The sequence below is a fragment of the Trichloromonas sp. genome (assembly GCF_034006665.1).
Classification (GTDB): Bacteria; Desulfobacterota; Desulfuromonadia; order Desulfuromonadales; family Trichloromonadaceae; genus Trichloromonas.
On the sequence record NZ_JAVESI010000052.1, the window covers coordinates 1 to 21017 of the forward strand.

At 63.2% G+C, this 21017-nt stretch carries 19 protein-coding genes and 1 pseudogene; 11 read left to right on the forward strand and 9 right to left on the reverse strand.

What is annotated here, in order from left to right:
- Nucleotides 1-156 precede the first annotated feature (156 nt).
- From RBR25_RS15385 to RBR25_RS15395, 3 genes are all read left to right on the forward strand, one after another.
- Nucleotides 157-2256 carry an EAL domain-containing protein gene (locus RBR25_RS15385; protein ID WP_432820442.1) on the forward strand — a complete coding sequence of 700 codons (2100 nt, stop codon included), beginning with the start codon at nucleotides 157-159 and terminating at the stop codon, nucleotides 2254-2256.
- Nucleotides 2257-2449: 193 nt separating this feature from the next.
- On the forward strand, nucleotides 2450-2758 hold the full coding sequence (locus tag RBR25_RS15390) for a helix-turn-helix domain-containing protein (protein WP_432820443.1): 309 nt from the start codon (nucleotides 2450-2452) through the stop codon (nucleotides 2756-2758).
- Nucleotides 2755-3945, forward strand: coding sequence for a type II toxin-antitoxin system HipA family toxin (locus RBR25_RS15395; RefSeq protein WP_432820444.1), 1191 nt, complete (start codon nucleotides 2755-2757; stop codon nucleotides 3943-3945). Before RBR25_RS15390 ends, RBR25_RS15395 begins: the two co-directional genes overlap by 4 nt.
- A 116-nt stretch (nucleotides 3946-4061) precedes the next feature.
- Here the strand turns inward: RBR25_RS15395 and RBR25_RS15400 are convergent, their stop codons facing one another.
- Nucleotides 4062-4367, reverse strand: a complete 306-nt coding sequence (locus RBR25_RS15400) for an ammonia-forming cytochrome c nitrite reductase subunit c552 (protein ID WP_432820445.1) — start codon at nucleotides 4365-4367, stop codon at nucleotides 4062-4064.
- On the opposite strand from RBR25_RS15400, the pseudogene RBR25_RS15405 reads away from it, so the two are divergent.
- Nucleotides 4324-4548, forward strand: a pseudogene (locus tag RBR25_RS15405) (HPP family protein); the annotation flags it as partial. The gene RBR25_RS15400 and the pseudogene RBR25_RS15405 sit on opposite strands and share 44 nt — an antisense overlap.
- Nucleotides 4549-4623: 75 nt before the next feature.
- Nucleotides 4624-5025: a DUF488 domain-containing protein gene (locus tag RBR25_RS15410; RefSeq protein ID WP_432820446.1), complete on the forward strand. Its 402-nt coding sequence runs from the start codon at nucleotides 4624-4626 to the stop codon at nucleotides 5023-5025.
- Here the strand turns inward: RBR25_RS15410 and RBR25_RS15415 are convergent.
- Nucleotides 5022-6455 carry a diguanylate cyclase domain-containing protein gene (locus tag RBR25_RS15415; protein WP_432820447.1) on the reverse strand — a complete coding sequence of 478 codons (1434 nt, stop codon included), beginning with the start codon at nucleotides 6453-6455 and terminating at the stop codon, nucleotides 5022-5024. The two genes, RBR25_RS15410 and RBR25_RS15415, sit on opposite strands and share 4 nt — an antisense overlap.
- Nucleotides 6456-6627: 172 nt before the next feature.
- Here RBR25_RS15415 and RBR25_RS15420 point away from each other — a divergent pair, with 172 nt between their 5' ends.
- From RBR25_RS15420 to RBR25_RS15435, 4 genes are read left to right on the forward strand one after another with little or no spacing between them, the layout of a single operon-like run.
- Entirely contained in the window at nucleotides 6628-7230 is a 603-nt protein-coding gene (locus RBR25_RS15420) for a TetR/AcrR family transcriptional regulator (RefSeq protein WP_432820448.1), read from the forward strand.
- Nucleotides 7227-8375, forward strand: coding sequence for an efflux RND transporter periplasmic adaptor subunit (locus tag RBR25_RS15425; protein ID WP_432820449.1), 1149 nt, complete (start codon nucleotides 7227-7229; stop codon nucleotides 8373-8375). The genes RBR25_RS15420 and RBR25_RS15425 overlap by 4 nt, the downstream gene beginning before the upstream one ends.
- Nucleotides 8372-9574: an ABC transporter permease gene (locus RBR25_RS15430; protein WP_432820450.1), complete on the forward strand. Its 1203-nt coding sequence runs from the start codon at nucleotides 8372-8374 to the stop codon at nucleotides 9572-9574. The genes RBR25_RS15425 and RBR25_RS15430 overlap by 4 nt, the downstream gene beginning before the upstream one ends.
- A gap of 1 nt (nucleotide 9575) precedes the next feature.
- Complete coding sequence (locus RBR25_RS15435; protein ID WP_432820451.1) at nucleotides 9576-10286, forward strand: ABC transporter ATP-binding protein; 711 nt, start codon at nucleotides 9576-9578, stop codon at nucleotides 10284-10286.
- 157 nt (nucleotides 10287-10443) lie between these two features.
- Here RBR25_RS15435 and RBR25_RS15440 read toward each other — a convergent pair whose 3' ends face one another.
- From RBR25_RS15440 to RBR25_RS15470, 7 genes are all read right to left on the reverse strand, one after another.
- Nucleotides 10444-13194 carry an HAD-IC family P-type ATPase gene (locus tag RBR25_RS15440; RefSeq protein WP_432820452.1) on the reverse strand — a complete coding sequence of 917 codons (2751 nt, stop codon included), beginning with the start codon at nucleotides 13192-13194 and terminating at the stop codon, nucleotides 10444-10446.
- Nucleotides 13195-13250: 56 nt separating this feature from the next.
- On the reverse strand, nucleotides 13251-13967 hold the full coding sequence (gene pgl / locus RBR25_RS15445; RefSeq protein ID WP_432820453.1) for a 6-phosphogluconolactonase: 717 nt from the start codon (nucleotides 13965-13967) through the stop codon (nucleotides 13251-13253).
- Nucleotides 13964-15478, reverse strand: coding sequence for a glucose-6-phosphate dehydrogenase (zwf, locus tag RBR25_RS15450; protein WP_432820454.1), 1515 nt, complete (start codon nucleotides 15476-15478; stop codon nucleotides 13964-13966). The genes pgl and zwf overlap by 4 nt, the downstream gene beginning before the upstream one ends.
- Entirely contained in the window at nucleotides 15456-16499 is a 1044-nt protein-coding gene (gene gnd / locus RBR25_RS15455) for a phosphogluconate dehydrogenase (NAD(+)-dependent, decarboxylating) (protein WP_432820455.1), read from the reverse strand. The genes zwf and gnd overlap by 23 nt, the downstream gene beginning before the upstream one ends.
- Before the next feature lie 22 nt (nucleotides 16500-16521).
- Nucleotides 16522-16893 carry a pyridoxamine 5'-phosphate oxidase family protein gene (locus RBR25_RS15460; RefSeq protein ID WP_432820456.1) on the reverse strand — a complete coding sequence of 124 codons (372 nt, stop codon included), beginning with the start codon at nucleotides 16891-16893 and terminating at the stop codon, nucleotides 16522-16524.
- A gap of 55 nt (nucleotides 16894-16948) precedes the next feature.
- Nucleotides 16949-17809, reverse strand: coding sequence for a YitT family protein (locus RBR25_RS15465; protein WP_432820457.1), 861 nt, complete (start codon nucleotides 17807-17809; stop codon nucleotides 16949-16951).
- Between the two features lie 185 nt (nucleotides 17810-17994).
- A complete protein-coding gene (locus tag RBR25_RS15470) occupies nucleotides 17995-19524 on the reverse strand; it encodes a YifB family Mg chelatase-like AAA ATPase (protein WP_432820458.1) in 1530 nt (509 codons plus the stop codon).
- 156 nt (nucleotides 19525-19680) lie between these two features.
- Here RBR25_RS15470 and RBR25_RS15475 point away from each other — a divergent pair, with 156 nt between their 5' ends.
- Together RBR25_RS15475 and RBR25_RS15480 are read left to right on the forward strand one after the other, a co-directional pair.
- A complete protein-coding gene (locus tag RBR25_RS15475) occupies nucleotides 19681-20649 on the forward strand; it encodes a cation diffusion facilitator family transporter (RefSeq protein WP_432820459.1) in 969 nt (322 codons plus the stop codon).
- Between the two features lie 13 nt (nucleotides 20650-20662).
- Nucleotides 20663-20902 carry a hypothetical protein gene (locus RBR25_RS15480; RefSeq protein WP_432820460.1) on the forward strand — a complete coding sequence of 80 codons (240 nt, stop codon included), beginning with the start codon at nucleotides 20663-20665 and terminating at the stop codon, nucleotides 20900-20902.
- Nucleotides 20903-21017: the final 115 nt, after the last annotated feature.

A 21017-nucleotide genomic window follows, 5' to 3' on the forward strand; every position in this document is an offset into this window, starting at 1 on the left:
CCCTCGCAAGGCATTGGAATTGTTGAGGAATATACCATAGATTACGTCCCGGCGCAAGAAAAAAATTGCAAATAATCTAATGATTTAAACTATTTGTCGGATCTTCTCTTTTTGCGGTGGCATCATATCGTCAAAACCCCGGAAACCTTCGCGGCCATGCCGCAGACAACAGCACGGGCGCTGCGGGAATGGCGTTTGCGCCAGGAACGGGAAAGTATGGCTGTCGCCCTGCGCGAAACCAGCGAACGCCTGACCACGGTGATGGACAGCATCCCGGCGCTGATCTACGTCGCCGATCTTGAAACCTATGAGATTCTCTTCATCAACGCCTACGGTCGCAAGGTCTGGGGGGACATCGCCGGAAAGACCTGCTGGCAAACCCTGGAAGAGGGCCAGACCGGACCCTGCCCCTTTTGTACTCATTGCAAAGCGTTCCTAGCTGATGGACAACCCGAGGGAACCCTAGCCCGGGAAGTGCAGTGCACCCGTAATGGCCGCTGGTATGAACGTCGCAGCCAGATGATCCGCTGGAGCGACGGCCGCTGGGTACGCATGACGATCGCCATCGACATCACCGAACGCAAGACTGCCGAGGAAGCCCTGCGCAAGCTGAGCCTGGCCGTAGAGCAGAGCCCGGCAGCGGTGGTGATCACCGATCCGGCCGGAACCGTGGAATACGTCAACCCCAAGTTCACCGCCGTCACCGGCTACACCCTGGAAGAGGCCCAGTCCCGCACTCCCAGCCTGCTCAAATCCGAAGAGATGTCCGAAGAAGCCTACCGCGATCTCCTCGACCGCCTCGCCTCCGGCGAGGAGTGGCACGGCGAAGTGCGCAGCCGCCGCAAGAACGGCAATCGCTACTGGGAGCGGGCGTCGGTTTCGCCGGTGATCGGTCCTGACGGTGCCATCACCCATTTTGTCGCGGTCAAGGAAGACATCTCCGATCGCAAGGACTACGAAGCCCAGCTTGAATACCTCTCCACCCACGACGAACTGACCGGACTGGCCAACCGGGCGCTTCTGTCCGACCGTCTTGAGCAGTCCATCCACTACGCCCAGCGCTCCGAACGGCAGGTGGCGGTGCTGCTGCTCGACCTCGACCGCTTCAAGGTCATCAATGACAGCCTCGGCCACGATTTCGGCGACCGCCTGCTCTGCGAGGTGGCGCGGCGGCTTCAGGATTCGGTTCGCGAAGCCGACACTGTGGCCCGCCTCGGCGGGGACGAATTCGTGCTGCTGCTCACCGAGCTGGCGGGAACCAAGGACGCCGGCCTCGTTGCCGCCAAAATCCTCCGCCGGCTTGCCGAACCCTACCATCTCGACGGGCGGGAAATCACCCTCACCGCCAGCCTCGGCATCAGCCTCTACCCCCGCGACGGCCTCGATGTCCCTACCCTGATCCGCAATGCCGACACCGCCATGTACCAGTCGAAACGTGAAAGCAGCACCTTTTCCTACTACGCCACGGAGATGAACCAGAAGGTGCTGGCGACCCTGGAGCTGGAAGGCAGTCTGCGCAACGCCCTGGAACGGCAGGAATTCCGTCTGCACTATCAACCCCAGATCGATCTCGCCAGCGGCCGGGTAATCGGCTGCGAAGCCCTGCTGCGCTGGCTCCATCCCCAGAAGGGGATGATTTTCCCCGGCGACTTCATTCCCCTGGCCGAGGAGACCGGACTGATCACCCCTATCGGCGCTTGGGCGCTGCACGAAGCCTGCCGGCAAACGGTGGCCTGGCAAACGGCCGGTCTGCCGCCCCTGCGCATGTCAGTCAACCTTTCGGCCCGCCAGTTCCGCAAGGGAGATCTCCCCCAGCAGGTGCGCAAGGCTCTGCATCAGACGGGTCTGGCCGCCGACCGGCTGGTGCTGGAGCTGACCGAAAGCATGGTCATGGATGACCCGGTCGGCGCCAAGCAGACCATGCACAGCCTCAAGGATCTGGGGGTTTCCTTAAGTCTCGACGATTTCGGCACCGGCTATTCGAGCCTCAACTATCTGCGCCGCTTTCCCGTCGACAGCCTGAAGATCGACCGCTCCTTCATCCGCGACGTCGCCGTCGATCCGAGCGAGGCTTCGGTCGTCACCAGTATCGTCGCCATCGCCCACAATCTGCACATCGCCGCCGTCGCCGAAGGGGTGGAAACCCGCGAACAACTCGACTTTCTCGTCGCTTGCGGCTGCGATTCCTACCAGGGCTTTTTCTTCAGCAAACCCATTCCCGCCGAGGACTTCACCCGCCTGCTGCGCGGGCAATAACTCTCGAAAAAACAAGCGCGCCAGGCCCCGGAACAGAAAAGAGAAATACGGATTTCCCCAGGAAAAGGGCCTCTCTGTGCTCCCAGTGCCTCTGTAGTGCTGTGACTTTCTCAAATAAATAATACAAATTTTATTTTGTATAAATTTCTTTTACGCCATACAATACAAAGTGTATTTTGCAAAAAGGTGCAACATGATCGTTTCCGACCATCTCGCGGAAAGACTGAAATCTCTGGGCGAACGGTTGCGTGAAGAGCGCTTGCGGCGCAACGAAACGCAGCGGATTTTTGCCGGACGCGTCGGCGTAAGCATCCCGACCCTCTGCAAAATGGAGAACGGCGACCACCGGGTGCAGCTCGGCTACTGGGCCATCGCCTTGGACATCCTCGGTCGCGCCGAGGAGTTGGAGCGCCTGCTGGCGCCGCAAGAAAATCTTTTCGAAAAATACCAGCGCTCCCAACAACCCAAACGGCAACGGGCTTCACAGGGAGGAAGGAAATGATCTTCCGCATCGAGGTCTGGCTAACCCTGGAGGAGGGGCACCTTCCTGCGGGGGAAATGGTCTGCGAAATCGACGGCGGCGGCCGGGGACGCGGAGCCTTTCGCTATGCACCCGGGTATCTGAGCAACCCCGGCGCCTTCTCCCTAGACCCGATTTCGCTGCCGCTACGGGAGGGGGAATTTTTTATCGAGCATCCCGGCATCTTTCCAGCTTTTGAAGATAGCCTGCCGGACGATTGGGGGCGGCGGCTGTTGGTGCGCAAACATCGCCTGTCTCCGCACCAACAAAAAATCCCCCATTTACTCTTGGCCTTGGGAACTTCCGGCCTCGGCGCCCTCTCCTACAGCGAGGAGCGCGCCCCTCGAAAGACGGAGGAAAGTGTCTCAGCACTTCACCTGAGCCGCCTGGCCGCGGCCGCCGAAGCCTTCGAACGGGGGGACCGCTCCGATACGGACATCAATCTGCTGCTTGGGGCCGGCAGTTCGCCGGGAGGGGCGCGCCCCAAGGCGCTGGTCTATGACAAGTCGACGAACGAGCATTACCTCGCCAAATTTCCGAGCGTAAAGGATCAGGTCGACGTCGTACGCATCGAAGCGGCGACCATGGCCCTGGCGGCGCGGGCGGGCCTGGTCGTCCCGGCTACGCGACTGGTGGAATGCGGCTCGCGCCCGGTCCTTTTGGTCCGGCGCTTCGACATCACTCCCCGGGGACGACGGCACATGCTCAGCCTGCAAACATTGCTCAAGGCCTCCGGCTATTATCAGGCCCGCTATGTGGATCTCCTGCAGGTGGTGCGCAAGATCGGCGCCGACCCCAAGACCGATTCGGAGCGACTCTTTCGGCAGATGGTCTTCAATGCCGTAGTGCATAATACCGACGATCATCTAAAGAATTTCTGGATGACCTGCACCCGCGAAGAAGGTTGGCGCCTTTCACCGGCATTCGACCTGGTCCCGGATATCGGCCAGCGGGGGGAACATGTCCTCTTCTTCGATCTCGATCCTATTTTCCCGGGGCGCGCCAACCTGGAAAAACTCGGCCGATCCTGGGGGATTTCGGGCGCCGCCACGATTGTCGAAGAGGTCTTCACTGCCGTTGCCGACTGGCGCCGGGCCTTCACTAACATCGGCGTCAGCGAAAAAGATAAGGAACAATTCGCGGAAATCGACGACTACCTGCGCCGCTGACCCCATAACTACGAATCGCCGGAACCAGAACGGGCCGCCCCTTACGAGGCGGCCCGTTCTGGTTCAAGGCTGTTTCGTCTTCAATCCTGCCGTTCCGGCAGGGGATCGGCGCTGACTCATTCGGGGCGATGCATGATCTTTTTCTCTCCCTGGGGGTTGAGGTCCTTGTCCAGTTCGAGATCGACGACCGCCGGCGCCTCGATTCCGGCCTGGACCATGGCCTGCCGCAAGGAATCCGCTTGCTCGTGGAAGACCTTGGCATCCTTGCGGATACGCAACACTACCTCGGGGTTGTGGAAGCCGGTGGAATTCTCGTTCTGGATGTAGAACACCCGGTAGAGGGCATCTTCATAGGCGGTACGGGCCTGGGCGTAAAGGCCTGAGTCGATGGCCCTGGCGGTGGGGCTGGCCATCTTTTTCATGAACCTGACCCACACCACCCATCCCCCCGGCGGCGCTACCGCCCTGATCGGCGTGCAGGGGGCCGCCGGCTGGAGCTACATCTTCGTTCCGGTGCTGACGGGAGCCCTGATCCTGCTGGTGGTCACCCTCTTTACCAACAATGTGGTGCATCACCGTCGCTACCCGAAACACTGGTTCTGAGAAACAACCCCCCTTGACCGTAAACGTCCGGGCGATAAGCTGCAAAAAAAATCGACAGAACAAGGAGGACGCGCCATGCATCCCATCCACCTGCGTCGGATTTATGACAACCCCGGAGCCGAGGACGGGTTCCGTGTGCTGGTTGATCGCCTCTGGCCCCGGGGCCTGGCCAAGGAAAAACTCGCCTGCGACCTCTGGCTGAAGGAGATCGCCCCCAGCCCCGGCCTGCGCCGCTGGTTCGGCCATGTGCCCGAACGCTGGGAGGAATTCCGCCGCCGCTACATCGTCGAGCTCGGCCGACAGCCCGAGCTGGTCGAGCAGTTGCGGGAGCGGGCGCGCAAATCGCCCCTGACCCTGCTCTACGCCGCGCGGGACGAAATTCACAACCAGGCCGTGGTATTGAAAGAATATCTGGAGAGCGGGCGAAACGGAAAGGACGGCGGAATCACGCCGGCACCCAAAACGGGAGGGGGTTAGGACGAGGACCCGCGGCGATAAAACTGAAAGCTTTCGCGCCCCTGGGCTTTTGCCCGATACATGGCGTCATCGGCCGCCTTCATCAGGGCGTCGGCATCGGTGCCGTCGGCGGGATAGAGACCGATACCGATGCTCCCGGTCATGGTGATTTCCTGCCCGCCGAGGGTGAGGGGCGGGGCCATGGCCGCAATCACCTTGCGCGCTACCTCCGCCGCCCCTTCTTCGTCGGCGACCTGTTCGAGGATGACAACGAATTCGTCGCCGCCGAGACGGGCAACTGTATCCACGGCGCGAATGGAAGTACGCAGACGCCGACTCACCTCGCACAAAACCCGATCGCCGACCGAATGCCCCAACGAGTCGTTGATCTCCTTGAAACGGTCGAGATCGATAAAGAGCAAGGCCGCCGACTCGCGATTCCTCTTCGCCTTGACGATGACCTGGTTGAGGCGGTCCTCGAAGAGCAGGCGGTTGGGCAGACCGGTCAGGGGGTCGTGGTGGGCCAGATGTTTGAGGCGTTCCTCGTTCTCCTGCAACTGGGCGGTGCGTTCAGCGACCCGCTCTTCGAGATCCTCCAGCAGCTTCATGTTGGCGTACGAGACGGAGGCACGCTGGCTGAAAAGGGTCAGCAACTCGGCATCGACCCGGTCGAAAGGCGTCCCCGAGCGAAACGCCCCAAGCTCCCCGATGACCTGATCGTCACGAAAGAGTGGGGCAAGCACCCCCGTCGTCATGTCGAGTGATCGGGCGACATCCGCCTTCACCCGGGAGTCGCTGTACAGATCGGGCAGGCACACCGTTTCCTGATAGCGAAAGACCCAGCCGCAGAGGCTACCGCTGTCCTTCGCCAAGGTTTTACCCCGAATCATCTCCGCGTTGCGCCCACAAGCGGACTTGTAGGTAAACGTCTCACCGTTGCCGTCATCGAGGGCAACCACGACCAGATCGGCGCCGGCCATTTCCTTGAGCCCCGCGCAGAGATTCCGATAAAACATCTTGGGGTCGCCAGCGCCGGCGATCAGCGACCGGGTGCAGCGGTCAAGGACTTCAAAGCCTTGCTGGTAGCGCTGTCTTTCCTTCTCGCGCACATTCCTTTCGGCGATTTCCGCTTCCAGATCCCGACTCTTTTTCAATGATTCGCGCAACGTCAGATCGGAAATATGCAAAAAGGCGATAACGAAAAAGGCGCCACCCATGAAGACCGTTCCCGTCACCAGTTCCAGAGAGATCCACCATTGCGCCATCAGGCTACCGACAAAGAGCAGATATCCGCAGAAAAAGCAGACCATCAGCACGACCATCAACAGCCACTTTCCGCGCAGCTGACCGGGAACCTGGGCGCGGATGCGCAGACTGCCAAAAATTGCGGCGAGCATCACGCCCGCTCCGATCAGGACTTCGACAACGGAAATAAAATGGGGCAGGGACATGCGAAACATCCTAGAAATGTAGAGAAGGAAACGATTAAACTCGCATCACAAATGCAAGAGTGGTGCCGTTTCCGACAACGTTTTCCGCAAAAAGAAACCTTCCTCTTGACAGACAGGGCAGACAATGCCTAAAGTAAGTAATCGATTACTTACTTTAAAGGATCACTCCCCCATGAGCCATAAACATCTGCCGGGAGAAGAACGGCGCGAGCTGACCGTCGAAACGGTCATCGCTTTAGCCGCTGAGCAAAACCCCAGCGACATCACCACCGCCGCCATCGCCCGCCGCATGGGCCTCACCCAGGGCGCGCTCTTTCGCCACTTTCCCAACAAGGACGCCATCTTGCAGGCGGTCATGGAGTGGGTTGCGGAGCGTCTGATGGCGCGGGTGGAGCAGGCGACGGCCGCCGCCCCCTCGCCCTTAGCGGCCCTGGAAGCGGTCTTTTTGACCCACGTCGATTTTGTCGCCCGCCACCCCGGAGTGCCGCGCATGCTCTTCGGCGAGTTGCAGCGGGCCGGGGAATCGGCCCCCAAGCAGCTGGCGCGCACCCTCGTCCAACATTACGGCGAACACCTGCAACGGATCATCGCCACCGGCAGACAGCAGGGGGAACTGCGGGCGGAAATCGACCCGGATGCCGCCGTGCTCCTCTTCATCGGAACCATCCAGGGACTGGTCATGCAATCGCTGCTGGCCGGACAGCTTGAAAACTTGCGCCGGGACGCCCCCCGGGTCTTCGCCCTTTACCGGCGCGCCATCGGGAGCCAACTATGAAACGTCAGCCCCTGCAAACCCGCACTCTCTCCCTCTTGGCGGTCCTTGTGCCGTTGCTCGCCCTCTTCGGCTACGTTGCCCTGCGCAGCGGGCCCCTGGCGCCGGTGCCGGTCGGGACGGCGGCGGTGGTAGAGCGAAGCATCGCGCCGGGGCTCTTCGGCATCGGCACGGTGGAGGCCCGCTACCGTTACCGAATCGGCCCGACGGCACCGGGGCGTCTAAAGCACCTGACGGTCGATGTCGGGGACACGGTTACGGCCGGACAGTTCCTCGGAGAAATGGACCCGGTCGATCTCGACGATCGCCTCCGCGCCCAGCAGGCCGCCCTGCAGAGTGCCGAGGCGCGGACCAGAGAAGCCGAAGCGCGCCATGAATACGCCCAGAGCCAGGCCCGCCGCTACGAACCGCTGCTGGCGGCGCGCGCCGTCAGCGAAGAGATCGTCGTCGGCAAGCGCTCGGAGCTGCGCATCGCCACGGCCGCCCTGAACGGTGCGCGGGAAGAACTCGCCCGGCTACAGGCCGAGCTGGAGGCGCTCCACGCCCAGCGCGGCCATCTGCGTCTGGAGGCGCCCGTCGCCGGGCTGGTAGCGGCGCGGGAGATTGATCCCGGCACCACTGTCGTCGCCGGCCAGCCGGTGCTGGAACTGATTGATCCGCAAAACCTGTGGATTCATGTCCGCTTCGACCAGATCAACGCCCGCGGTCTGGCGGCCGGGCTACCCGCCCGTGTACTCTTGCGCTCGCGGGAGAAGGTGCTGTCCGGCACGGTGTTACGCCTGGAACCGTTAGCCGACGCCGTCACCGAGGAACTGCTGGCAAAAGTCGTCTTCGCCACCCCCCCCGATCCCCTCCCTCCCCTGGGGGAACTGGCGGAAGTGACCATCGAACTCCCCCCCCTGCCCGCCGCCTTGGCCATCCCCAACGCCGCCATTCAGCGCCGCAACGGCCAACTCGGGGTCTGGCGCATCGCCGGTGAGCGCCCGGAATTCGTTCCGGTCGAGCTGGGGGCAGCGGATCTGGAAGGCTGGGTCCAAGTGCGTCGTGGGCTGAAAACGGGCGACCGCATCGTGGTTCACAGCCACGTCCCCTTGAGCCCGCGCAGCCGGGTGAAGGAAGTGGAAAACCTGCTGGAGATCCGGTCATGATCAGCCTTGCCGGACGGGATATCCTCCATGCCTGGGGAAAGTTTTTCTTTACCGGCATCGGCCTAGGGTTGCTGATCGGCGTGACCCTTTCCATGGCCGGGATCTATCGTGGCATGGTCGATGATGCCAAGGCCCTCCTCGACAACAGCGGCGCCGACCTCTGGGTCGTGCAGCGGGAAACCCTCGGCCCCTATGCTGAATCATCGAGCCTCCCCGACGACCTCTGGCGCGGCCTCCGGGGACTGCCCGGGGTGGCCGACGCAGCCAACGTCACCTATCTGACGATGCAGGTGCGCCGGGGCAACGAAGACGTGCGCACCATGGTCAGCGGCATCGCTCCGGGCGCACCCGGCACCCCCGGCTGGCCCCCTTTTCTCGTCGCCGGACGGCATCTCACCCGCAGCCATTACGAGGCGGTGGCCGATATCGCCACCGGCTTCGCCATCGGCGACCGTCTACAGATCCGCCGCAACCAGTACACCGTGGTCGGCTTGACCCGACGCATGGTTTCCTCCAACGGCGACCCGATGGTCTTCATCCCCCTCAAGGACGCCCAAGAAGCCCAGTTTCTCAAAGACAACGACGCCATTCACCGACAGCGCCGGAGCACCGCCGAGAATCCCGCCTTCAACCGACCGGGGGTTCCGGACCTGCTCGCGGCGGTCAATGCCGCGCAGACCGAAAGCACCAGCGTCAATGCCGTGCTGGTGCGGATCAAGGCGGGGGCGGACGCCACGGAAACGGCGGAAACCATCCGCCGCTGGAAACGCTTACAGGTCTATGACCGGGAACAGATGGAGGAGATTCTCGTCGGCAAGCTGATCGCCACCTCGGCCCGGCAGATCGCCACCTTCCTGATCATTCTCGCCATCGTCAGCGCCGCCATCGTCGCCTTCATCATCTACACCCTGACTCTGGGCAAGATTCGCGAGATCGCCGTGCTCAAGCTGATCGGAACCAAGAATCGTACCATCGCCGCGATGATCCTGCAACAGGCCATCGCTCTGGGATTGATCGGCTTCGTCTTCGGCAAGATCGTCGCGACCTTCTGGGCTCCCCACTTTCCCAAATATGTGCTGCTCATGCCGCTTGATTCCCTGCGCGGGTTCTTCGTGGTAACGGCGATCTGCGTGCTGTCGAGCCTCATCGCCATCCACGCCGCCCTCAAGGTCGATCCGGCCGAAGCGATTGGAGGCTGAAATGGCGGGACATGGCATCGGCATCGCAGGATTGAAGAAACGCTACGGCAAAGGGGATACGGCGGTGGACGCCCTCAAGGGGGTGGACATGCGCGTGGCGCCGGGGGAGGTGGTGGGCCTGATCGGCCCTTCGGGCTCGGGCAAAAGCACCCTGCTCAAGTGCCTGGGGGCAGTCATTGAGCCGACCGCCGGACGGATGACTCTCGGCGCCAAAGTGATCTACGATAACGGCTGGAAGGTTCGGGATTTGCGGGAGCTGCGCCGGGACCATATCGGTTTCGTCTTTCAGGCCCCCTACCTCATTCCTTTTCTCGACGTGACCGACAACGTCGCCCTGCTGCCGATGCTTGCCGGGGTCGCCAACAGCGAGGCCCGCCGCCGTGCCCGGGAGTTGCTGGAGGCCCTCGACATCGCCCACCGTGCCAAGGCCATGCCCGCCCAGCTTTCCGGCGGCGAGCAGCAGCGGGTGGCCATCGCCCGGGGGCTGGTCAACCGGCCGCCGGTGATCCTCGCCGACGAACCGACCGCGCCCCTCGACAGCAAGCGCGCCCTGGCAGTCATCCGCATTCTCAACGACATGGCCCGGCGCTTCGAAACGGCCATCATCGTCGTCACCCACGACGAGAAGATCATCCCCACCTTCAAACGCATCTACCACATCCGCGACGGCATCACCTACGAAGAAGACGGCGAAGGGATCGAAATCGCCTGAGCCGAGCCAGGGTTGCCGTACAACTCTCTTTTTCAGGCTGATCAAAAATGCCCAGATGCAAGGCGCCCGAAATTCGAGGAGCGAGGCGTACCGGAAGGTACGTCGCAGCGACGAGGATGAGGGCAACGCCGCAGATGGGCGTTTTTCATCAGCCGCCCTAGTTCGCCGTCCGCTCGCGCCGCAGCCACTTATCCAAAGAGATTACCGGCAACACCACCGCGCCGACCAGCATCGCCGTGAGCCAGGCCCAGCCGTCAAGGGGGGCCGACCCGAAAACCTTCTGCAAGGGCGGCAGATAGACGAAACAGCCCTGCATCAGGAGCAGGGAGCCGATGCCGATGAAAATCGAGGGGTTGCTGAAGACTCCCAGGGAGAGGAGCGAGTCGCGCAGAGAGCGGCAGTTGAGCAGGTAGAAGATCTGGGTGAAGGTAATGCCGGTCACGCACAGGGTCTGGGCCTCGGCCAAGGCCTGGGCATGCCGGGCCGCCGTCACCGGCTCGGCACCGACGATGCGAAAGTATTCCCAGAGAAAAAGGGCACAGGCGCCGGCGGTCATGAGCAGCGCGACGATCACCAGCCGGGCGACAATGAAACCGGAAAAGACCGGAGCATCGGGAGCGCGGGGAGGACGGCGCATGGCGTCGGGTTCCAGCACCTCGAAGGCCAGGGGAACCGAGAGGGAGACGCTGGCGATGAGATTGATCCACAAAGTCTGGCTGGGCGAGATGGCCATGAGCAGTTCGTTCACCCCCGCGACGGGCACCGTCGGGAAGAAAAACATGGCGACGGAAAGGGTACAGGCCAGTCCGAGGTTGGTGGGGAGGATAAAGGCCAGGGATTTGATCAGGTTGTCGTAGACCCGCCGCCCTTCCCGCACCGCCGCGGTGATGGTGGCGAAATTGTCGTCCATGAGTACGACCTTGGCCGCCTCCTTGGAGACCGCCGTACCGGTGATGCCCATGGCCACGCCGATATCGGCCCGCTTGAGGGCCGGAGCGTCATTGACCCCGTCACCGGTCATGGCCACCACCTCGCCCTTATGCTGCAGAGCTTCGACCAGCCGGATCTTATGCTCGGGCGCGACCCGGGCGAAGACATGGGTGTCGAGGGCCGCCTGCCGAAACGCTTCCGCATCGAGTCCGTCAAGATCGCGGCCGCGCAGGGCGCCTTTTTCCCCATGCAAGAGGCCAAGCTGACGGCCGATGGCCTCGGCGGTCGTCGGATGGTCGCCGGTGATCATCTTGACCGTGATGCCCGCTTCCCGGCAACGGCGGATGGCGTCCATGGCCTCGCCCCGAGGCGGATCGATCATCCCCAGCAGACCGACGAAGTCGAAATCCCCGGTCATGGCCTCCGGCGTGAGACGTTCCGTCCCCTGCGCCTCCTTGCGAGCCAGGGCGATGACGCGCAAACCCTGACGGGCGTAGGTCTCCATGACCTCAAGAATCCGTTCCCGCTCCTCCGCAGCCAGGGCGCACCGCTCCAGAACCGTTTCCAGCGCCCCTTTCAGCAGAATCGCCGCACCCTCCTCCAAGGGGTTGAGGGTCGCCATAAACTTAGTATCCGATTCGAAGGGGACGACATCCAGCCGCCGGTGGCGGCCGCGTAACGCCTCGGCGTCCAGTCCGCCCTTGCCGGCCGCCGCCACCAGAGCGGCTTCCGTCGGATCACCGGTAATCGTCCACTCCTCCTTTCCGTCGAAGTGCAGAACCGCGTCGTTGCAAAGCAGCGCCGCGCGCAGCAGCTCGTAGAGCCCTTGGGAAAGCTCGTCGAGGCGTCGGCCGTCGTGGGAAATCTCGCCCTCCGGGGCATAGCCGATGCCGGAAAAGCGGTATTCGTGCCCATCCCGCCAGGCCACTTGCACGGTCATCTCGTTGCGGGTCAACGTGCCGGTCTTGTCCGAGCAGATCACCGTAGTCGAGCCGAGGGTTTCCACGGCGGGAAGATGGCGGACCACGGCGTTGCGGTCGGCCATGCGCCGCACACCGATGGCGAGGCAGATGGTGATGACCGCCGGCAGCCCCTCGGGGATCGCCGCCACCGCCAGGGAAACCGCAACCATCAGCGCCTCGCCCAAGGGGGCGTCCTTGACCCAGATGCCGAAGCCGACCAGCACCGCGACCACGGCCAGGACAGCGATGGTGATCCCCGAGCTGATCTTGGCCAGTTGCCGGGTCAGGGGGGTCTCCAGTTGCCGGGTCTGGTTGAGCAGGGCATTGATCCGCCCCAGCTCGGTATCTCCGCCGATGGCGACCACCACCCCGGTGGCGGTCCCTTGCAGCACCAGGGTGCCGCTGTAGGCCATGCCGAGCCGATCACCCAGGGACGCGTCGGCGGCGACCGGCTCGGCGCGCTTGGCCACCGGCAGCGATTCGCCGGTGAGGGCGGCCTCTTCGACCAGCAAGTTTTTGACTCGCAGCAGGCGCAGATCGGCGGGCACCTTGTCGCCGCTCTGCAGGGTCACCACATCCCCCGGCACCAGTTCCACAGCCGAGAGCGACAGAGCCCGGCCGCCGCGCACGACGGTTGCGGCGGTGGGAATCATCGCGGCAAGGGCTTCGATGGCCTTGCCCGCCCGGTATTCCTGAATGAAGCCGATAACGGCATTGATCGCCGCCGCGCCGAAGACGACCAGGGCATCGGTCGGTTTACCGAGCAGCAAGGCGAGCATCCCCGCGCCGATCAGCAGCCAGCCGATGGGGTTGTTGATCTGCCGCCAGAAAATCCGCCAGGGCCCCTCGGCCTCGGCGCTCGGCAGCAGATTGGCGCCAAACTCCTCCCGACGGCGGGCGGCTTCCGCTTCGGAAAGGCCATCGACGGTGGTCCCCAGCTTTTCGAGCACGGCTTCCACCGTCAGGGCATGGTCGGGAGGGGAGGCCGCGGTTTCGGTCTGTTGTTTCTGATCCATGATCAACACCTTTATCCATTTGGGGAAAAATTCCGAAGGAGCTCTTGCGAAAGACCTTAGCAACCGGCGGCCGCACAATCGGCAAACCAGCTGAGTTGGCCGTTGTGGGGTTGTACCCGTTGCGCCGGATAGAGCGGTCCGGAAGCCGGAACGCCCCGGACGATCTCGGCCCAAATCGCCGCCTTGCTCTCTCCGGCGACGAGAAAGAGAAGCCGACGCGCCTGATTGAGCAGGGTCAGGGTCAGGGTAATGCGAGGGAAGGCGGCGCCGGGGCGCTGGACGACGGCGGTCCAGCGCGTCTGCTCGGCAAGGGCCGCCGCGCCGGGAAAGAGGGAGGCGGTGTGACCGTCGGTGCCAAGGCCGAGAAAAACCAGATCGAAGACCGGCGGAGCGTCTGCGAAGTAGCGTTCCAGCTCACGTTGGTAGGCCGCAGCCGCCTCTTCGGGATCTTCGGCACAGGCGATGGCATGGATATGTGCGGACGGCACCGGCACTCGATCGAGCAGGCTTGCCCGCGCCATCTGCTGGTTGCTGCGGGGATCGTCGGCGGGGACGCAACGCTCATCCCCCCAGAAGAAATGGATTTTCCCCCAGGGGAGCGTTGCGCGAAAGGGTTCCTCGGCCAGCAACGCGTAGGTCCGGCGCGGGGTTTCGCCGCCGGCCAGCAGCACCGAAGCCCGCCCCCGCGCCGCCGTCGCCCGGCTCACCTCTTCGGCGAAGAACGCCGCCGCCCCCTGAGCCAGTTCCTCGGCATCGGCAAAAACCCGGATCATTCTTCCTCCGGCTCGCTCGGTTGCAGCCAGTTGTGCCCCTGACGGGCCGGCATCAACTCTGCCGCCTCCGGCCCCCAGCTCCCCGCCGGATAGTCGGGAAAATCCGCCGGTGGCACCGCTTCCCAGGCCTCCAGGATCGGCGAGACCACCTGCCAGGCACTTTCCACCTGATCGGCGCGCATGAACAGGGTGGCGTCGCCGCGAATCACGTCAAGCAGCAAGGTTTCGTAGGCCTCGGGCGCCGGCGCCTTGAAAGCCTCGCGGTAGCGGAACTGCATGTCCGCGGTTCCCAACAGAAGCCGGGTACCAGGCTGTTTCACCTGAATGCGGGTGCCGATTCCCTCCTCGGGCTGGATGCGAATGACGATGCGATTCTGCTGCCAGCTCTCCACCGCCGCCGAGGGGAAAAACTGATGGGGGGGGGAACGGAAAATGATGTTGACCTCCGAAACCTTGGCCGGCAGGCGTTTGCCGGTACGCAGATAGAAAGGCACGCCCTGCCAACGCCAGTTGTCGATATGCAGCATGAGGGCGACGTAGGTTTCGGTGGTCGACTCGGGAGAAACCTTGCGCTCCTGACGATAACCCGGGACCGCCTCCCCCAGCACCTGCCCCTTGCGATACTGGCCACGCACCGCCGCGCGATGGATCTCCCCGGCCGCCAGGGGGCGGATCGCCCGCAACACATCGACCTTCTTGTTGCGGATCTCATCGGCGTCGAAGGAGATCGGCGGCTCCATCGCCACCAGACAGAGAATCTGCAACAGATGGTTCTGGACCATGTCGCGCAGGGCTCCGGCCTGGTCGTAATAATCCCCCCGGTCGCCGATGCCTACCGTCTCGGCCACGGTGATCTGCACATGATCGATGTAGCGGCGGTTCCAGATCGGCTCGAAAAGGGAGTTGGCGAAGCGGAAAGCGAGGATGTTCTGCACCGTTTCCTTGCCCAGGTAGTGATCGATACGGTAGATCTGCGCTTCGGCGAAAAGCCCGCCGAGAAAACCGTTCAGCTCCCGAGCCGAGTCGAGGTCGCGGCCGAAAGGCTTCTCGATTACCAGCCGGTCGTGGATGCAGTCGCGGCAGACGCCAAGACGCTGGAGCATGGCCGCCGCCGGCGCCATGACCCCGGGGGGGACGGCAAGATAGTAAACGCGGTTGGCACGATGCCCCCAGGCGCTCTCGATCTCGGCCAGACAGGCGGCGAGAGCTTCGCCCGAGGCGTGATCGGCAAGATCCTCGCTCACATAACAGAAATTGTCGGCAAAGCGCCGCCAGAGCTCTTCGTTCGCCAGCGGCCGGCGGGAAAACTGCTCGATCCCTTGGCGCAGGCGCACACGGAAATCGGCAACCGGCAGTGGTCGGCGGCCGACGCCGACGATGGCGAAACGCTCGGGCAACAGCTTGTCCAAACCCAGATTGTAGAGGGCCGGAATCAGCTTACGCCAGGCAAGATCGCCGCCGGCGCCGAAGATGACGAGGATGGTCGGATCAAGCCGGATGCTCTGCGGCATGGGCACCTCCCTCCGCTGGCGGTTCCTGGTGGCCGCCGAACTGCCGACGCAGCGCCGAGAGCAGGCGGTCGGCGAAATCGCCCCGATCCCGCGAGGCGAAGCGCTGATAGAGGGCGGCGCTCAGCACCGGCGCCGGCACTCCGGCGTCGACGGCGGCCTGGATCGTCCAGCGCCCCTCACCGGAGTCGGCCACCCGTCCGGCGAAGCCATCGAGCACAGGGTTTTCCGTCAGCGCCCGGGCGCCGAGATCGAGCAGCCAAGAACCGATAACGCTGCCGCGCCGCCACAACTCGGCAATCTCGTCCAGCTTGAAATCGTAACGGAAATGCTCGGGATGACGCAGCGGTGCCGTCTCCGCATCCGCCGCCCGGGCCGAGTCGCCGTCATTGGCGTGACGCAGCAGATTGAAACCTTCGGCGTAGGCCGCCATCAGGCCGTATTCGATGCCGTTGTGCACCATCTTGACGAAGTGTCCGGCGCCACTCGGGCCGCAATGGAGATAGCCCTGCTCTGCCGTCCCCGTCCCGGCGCGCCCCGGGGTCGGCGCGGCCGCCTCTTGGCCCGGCGCCAGTGCGGCGAAAATCGGATCGAGCCGCCGCACCGCGTCCCTTTCCCCGCCGATCATCAGGCAATAGCCCCGCTCCCGCCCCCAGACCCCGCCGCTGGTGCCGACATCGAGATAGCGGATGCCGCGCGCACCCAGCGCTTCAGCCCGGCGCAGGTCATCGTGATAGTGGGAATTGCCGCCGTCGATGAGAATATCCCCTGGCGCCAGCAGGGGCGCCAGCTCGGCAATCAGGCCGTCGACCGCCGCCGCCGGGATCATCAACCACAGCGCCCGGGGCGGAGAAAGCCGCTTCACCAGTTCGGCCGGCGAAGCGCTTCCCGTCGCCCCCGCGGCGATGAATTCCGCCATCGCCTCGGGCTTGCGGGCGTAGATCACGCATTCGTGCCCCCGCTGCAACAGCCGCCGCACCATATCCCCGCCCATGCGGCCAATGCCGATCATCCCCAGTTGCATGATATTCCTCCCTTTGAAAAAATCAGGCCAGATCCCGGATTTCCGCCACCCGGAACCAGACGGCGTGGGTCACGGCCATCCCGGCCCCGGCGCCGACGACCTCCCCGACCTGGCGTTTGATCGTCTCCAGCATCACGCCGGAATCCTCGGTTCGGATCAGTTCCAGGGCAAGGCGCACGCCCCGGTAGCCCGGCTGATCGCTTTTGAAGAGAAAAGCGGCATGGTGGTTCTGGGCGAGATTGCGAAAGTTGCGCCCTTCCGTCATTCCCCAGACCAGGGTCGTTTCGTTGAACACATGGGGGCGGGCGTAGATCGCGGTGTTGACGACGCCGTCGGCGCCGGCGGTGGCCATCACCCCGAGTCCGTTTCTTTCAAAGAGTTCAGCCAGATTCATCGTTTCTTCCTCCTCTTGGATGTCCTTGCGGGCGCACCATGCGCACTCAAGATTATCAGTATATCTTGCGCCGCGAGAAGGTCGAGCCGATGACGTTGAAGGTGTTCTCAACGATGAAAAGGGCATGGGGATCGCTGGTGAAGATGATCTCCTCCAGACGTTTGAGCTGGATGTTGTTGGTCACCACCATCAGCACCCGGCGCGGCTCTTTCTTGTAGGCGCCGAAGCCTTCGAGAAAGGTCGCCCCGACCTTGAACTTTTCCATGACCTGCTCGGCAATTTCGCTGCTTCTGGCGGAAATGATCAGGCAAAGCTTGCGCTGGCTGAAGAGGGACAGACTGTATTCGACGGAAACCGAAGCGACGAAGGCGGCGATCAACGAGGCGATGACCAGATCGTTGTCGAGACTGGCGAAACTGAAAGAAAAGAGGACCAGATTGAAGAGGAAATAGGTCTTACCGACGCCGATGTTGTAACGCTGGTTGAGGATGACCGCAATGACGTCGAGGCCGCCATTGGAGCCGAGAGTTCGTAATACGATCCCGGCGCCGGTACCGGCCAGGACGCCGAAACAGACCGCGGCGTAGAGCTGGTTGCGCAGCTCGATCTGGAAATCGATGCCCGAGTAGGCCAGGGAGATCACCAGCATCGACACGAAACTGTAGCCGAGAAAGCGCTTGCCGATGAGCAGATAGCCGATGATGAACATCGGGACGTTGAGCAGCAGATACCAGTAGCCAGCGTCGAGCAACCCGGTTTTATATTCGAAGAGCGCGGCAACCCCGAAGAGTCCGCTCGGCACAAAGCCGTGGGGAGCGGAAATGGCCTTGAAGCCGATGGCCTGAATGAGCGATCCGACCACGATCAAAAACAGGTTCCAGAACAACGAATAACTGAAATCTCGAAAATTGAACAATATCAACTCCTTGGATTGGCACAACGAAAAGTGCGCGGAATTCCCGCGGCAACGGCCGCCGCGGGGTTTTCGTTCCCGAAACGGGGAAAAGTCGTCGATTAAACGTTTAATGTGTCTGGTTCACGGGGAAAAATCAAGGCGGGATTAGAGCACTGGCGGCGAAAATTCAGGTCAACCGCCTCAGATCAGGAGGTTTTCCGATCCAACCCCCGGTACTGAATGGCTTCGGCGAGATGTTCCTGGCGGATCGTTTCGCTGCCGGCGAGGTCGGCGATGGTCCGGGCGACCTTAAGGATGCGGGAGTAGCTGCGGGCCGAGAGGCCGAGACGGTCGGTGACCATTTCCAGCAGTTTCTGGCCATGATCGTCCACCGCGCAAAATTTGCGGATATGGCGGGCCTGCATCCGGCTGTTGGCGTGCAGCCCGAAAGCTTTCAGGCGTTCGCGCTGCACCCCGCGCGCCGCCTCGACGCGGGCGCGGATGGCGGCGGAGGATTCGCCGTCGACGGGGTCGGCGAGATCCCGGTGCAGCACCCGGGGCACCTCGACATGGAGATCGATGCGGTCAAGCAGGGGACCGGAAAGGCGGGAGCGGTAACGTTGCAGCATCGGCGGGGTGCAGGTGCATTCGCGCAGGCTGTCGCCGAGAAAGCCGCAGTGGCAGGGATTCATGGCGGCCACCAGCATGAAATTGGCAGGAAAGGTGAGGCTGGTAGCGGCGCGGCTGATGCAGACCTGGCCGTCTTCGAGGGGCTGGCGCAGCATTTCCAAAACATTTTTCTTGAATTCGGGGAGTTCATCGAGAAAAAGCACGCCGTTATGGGCGAGGCTCACCTCGCCGGGGCGGGGATAGGCGCCGCCGCCGATGAGGCCGGCATCGGAGATGGTGTGGTGCGGCGCGCGGAAGGGGCGGCGGGCAACCAGAGCGTCGCGGCGCGGAAGAAGGCCGCTGATGGAGTGGATTTTCGTCGTTTCCAGGGCCTCGGCGAAATCGGGGGCAGGCAGGATGCCGGGAATGCGCCGGGCAAGCATGGTCTTGCCACTGCCGGGCGGTCCGACCATCAGCACGTTGTGGCCCCCGGCGGCGGCGACTTCGAGAGCGCGCTTGACATGCTCCTGACCGCGCACCTCGGCGAAATCCTCGGCGCCGCGAACACCCTCGCGAAAGAGCTCAGCGACATCGACCCGGCAGGGTTCCAGGTCAGCAACACCGGCGAGAAAGTCGATCACTTCGCCGAGATCGCGCACGCCGTAGACCGGCAGGGCGTCGACGATCGCCCCTTCACGGGCGTTTTCCTCGGGGAGGATCAACCCGGCGACATCCCAGTCCCGGGCGGCGAGGGCTACCGGCAGGGCGCCGCGTACCGGTTTGACCCGGCCGTCGAGGGAGAGTTCCCCCATCAGCACGTAACGTCCGGGGCGTCCCGTCTTGAGAGCGCCGGTGGCGGTGAGCAGACCGACGGCCATAGGCAGGTCAAAGGCCGTGCCGTCCTTTTTGATGTCGGCAGGAGCGAGGTTGATGGTGATCCGTCGCGCAGGAAATTCGTAGCCGCTGTTCTTGATCGCCGACTTGACCCGGTCCTTGCTCTCTTTGACCGCCCCTTCAGGGAGACCGACAGTGGCGAACTGGGGCAAGCCCTGGGCGATATCGACTTCCACCTCCACGGGATAAGCGTCGATGCCGATCAGCGCCCCCGACAATACCTTGGCGAGCATGATCCCTCCTCGTCATTTTATTAAAACTGGTCAATCCTAGCGGAAAGCAGCGCGGGCGGCAAGGGCTAATCATCCCTTTACAGACGCTTTTACGGCTTGCCTTGCCCCGGCGCCCGGGCCTAAGATGGTCGCCGCCGGATCAGGAAAGGATCTTCTATGCACGAAGACGACCTGCTCGACCGCAGTATCTCCCGCGGCTTTCTGTTTGCCATCGCCCTGACCACCGTGACCCTGGGCGCCGAGGTAATCGGCGGCTTGTGGACCAACTCCCTGGCCCTGCTCTCCGACGCCGCCCATGTCTTCATGGATCTCTTCGCCCTCGGTCTATCCCTGGCGGCGATCCGTCTCGCCGCGCGCCCGGTCAGCGACCGCCACACCTACGGCTGGCACCGGGCGGAAATTCTGGCGTCGCTGATCAACGGTCTGAGCCTGCTGCTCATCGCCGCCGGCATTTTGCACGAGGCCTGGGGCCGTTTTCAGCACCCCGAGCCGGTGAAAAGCGGGGAGATGTTCGTCATCGCGGTCATCGGCCTGGTCATGAACCTGGTCGCCGCCCGCTTCCTGCACGGCCATGCCCATCATGACCTTAATGTGCGCAGCGCCTTTCTCCATGTGCTCGGCGACGCCTTGGCCTCGGTCGGGGTCATTGTCGGCGGCCTGATCATGTTCCAGACCGGCTGGTATGTGGTCGATCCCCTGATTTCCGCCGGCATCGCCCTGATCATTGGCTGGGGAGCGCTGCGCATCCTGCGCGAGGCCGGGCACATCCTCCTCGAAGGGGTACCGGCGCACATCGATCTTAACCAGGTGGTGGAGCGGATCAAGGATCAGGAGGGAGTAAAGAATGTCCATCAACTGCACGTCTGGTCGATCTGTTCGCACATCACCGCCCTCTCGGCGCACATCGACCTGCATCCCGATTATCTGCTCCGTCAGGGGGAGGTGATCGGCCGCATCGAGGCCATGCTCGACCACGACTTCCACATCACCCGCACCACCTTGCAGGGGCAGTGTCACAGCTGCGCCAGCGGCGCGACCCTTCAGCCTCTGCGGCATCGGCCCCGGACCGCGGAGGTTCACGATCACGATCAGGACCACGCCCCCGGACCCCTTTCTCCTTCATAACCCCGAGCGCACCATGAAACGTCTGTTTACGACTATTTTCTGGATCTTCTTCCTCGTTCTGCTGTTGCTCGCCATCGATCAATACTTTCTCCGCGTGCCCGCAAGCCAACCGGCCCTGTCGGCGGTTCGTACTTTTTACCTCGACTTTCGCTCCCGTCTGCCGGCCGCGTTGCCGGACGACATCGAGGCAGTCATCGAAGGGGCGCAGTGGAAACCCATCCGTCCCCTCCCCCCGTCCTCGCCGATCGGGTAGGAGGCGGGGTTGCCCCCGCCGTCCTCCCACACCACCGTGCGTACGGTTCCGTACACGGCGGTTCACGTGACGTTCTGAAAGCGACGGTGGTGGTCAATTAAGGAGACCAACCCCG

Bases quoted from the DNA above. Each gene is read 5' to 3' on its own strand.
- RBR25_RS15460 (WP_432820456.1), bottom strand. From the start codon at position 16,893: ATGAATCTGGCTGAACTCTTTGAAAGAAACGGACTCGGGGTGATGGCC.
- zwf (WP_432820454.1), bottom strand. From the start codon at position 15,478: ATGCCGCAGAGCATCCGGCTTGATCCGACCATCCTCGTCATCTTCGGC.
- RBR25_RS15425 (WP_432820449.1), top strand. From the start codon at position 7,227: ATGAAACGTCAGCCCCTGCAAACCCGCACTCTCTCCCTCTTGGCGGTC.
- RBR25_RS15480 (WP_432820460.1), top strand. From the start codon at position 20,663: ATGAAACGTCTGTTTACGACTATTTTCTGGATCTTCTTCCTCGTTCTG.
- RBR25_RS15395 (WP_432820444.1), top strand. From the start codon at position 2,755: ATGATCTTCCGCATCGAGGTCTGGCTAACCCTGGAGGAGGGGCACCTT.
- pgl (WP_432820453.1), bottom strand. From the start codon at position 13,967: ATGATCCGGGTTTTTGCCGATGCCGAGGAACTGGCTCAGGGGGCGGCG.
- RBR25_RS15400 (WP_432820445.1), bottom strand. From the start codon at position 4,367: ATGAAAAAGATGGCCAGCCCCACCGCCAGGGCCATCGACTCAGGCCTT.
- RBR25_RS15415 (WP_432820447.1), bottom strand. From the start codon at position 6,455: ATGTCCCTGCCCCATTTTATTTCCGTTGTCGAAGTCCTGATCGGAGCG.
- RBR25_RS15410 (WP_432820446.1), top strand. From the start codon at position 4,624: ATGCATCCCATCCACCTGCGTCGGATTTATGACAACCCCGGAGCCGAG.
- RBR25_RS15475 (WP_432820459.1), top strand. From the start codon at position 19,681: ATGCACGAAGACGACCTGCTCGACCGCAGTATCTCCCGCGGCTTTCTG.
- RBR25_RS15390 (WP_432820443.1), top strand. From the start codon at position 2,450: ATGATCGTTTCCGACCATCTCGCGGAAAGACTGAAATCTCTGGGCGAA.
- RBR25_RS15440 (WP_432820452.1), bottom strand. From the start codon at position 13,194: ATGGATCAGAAACAACAGACCGAAACCGCGGCCTCCCCTCCCGACCAT.
- RBR25_RS15420 (WP_432820448.1), top strand. From the start codon at position 6,628: ATGAGCCATAAACATCTGCCGGGAGAAGAACGGCGCGAGCTGACCGTC.
- RBR25_RS15470 (WP_432820458.1), bottom strand. From the start codon at position 19,524: ATGCTCGCCAAGGTATTGTCGGGGGCGCTGATCGGCATCGACGCTTAT.
- RBR25_RS15385 (WP_432820442.1), top strand. From the start codon at position 157: ATGCCGCAGACAACAGCACGGGCGCTGCGGGAATGGCGTTTGCGCCAG.
- RBR25_RS15430 (WP_432820450.1), top strand. From the start codon at position 8,372: ATGATCAGCCTTGCCGGACGGGATATCCTCCATGCCTGGGGAAAGTTT.
- RBR25_RS15435 (WP_432820451.1), top strand. From the start codon at position 9,576: ATGGCGGGACATGGCATCGGCATCGCAGGATTGAAGAAACGCTACGGC.
- gnd (WP_432820455.1), bottom strand. From the start codon at position 16,499: ATGCAACTGGGGATGATCGGCATTGGCCGCATGGGCGGGGATATGGTG.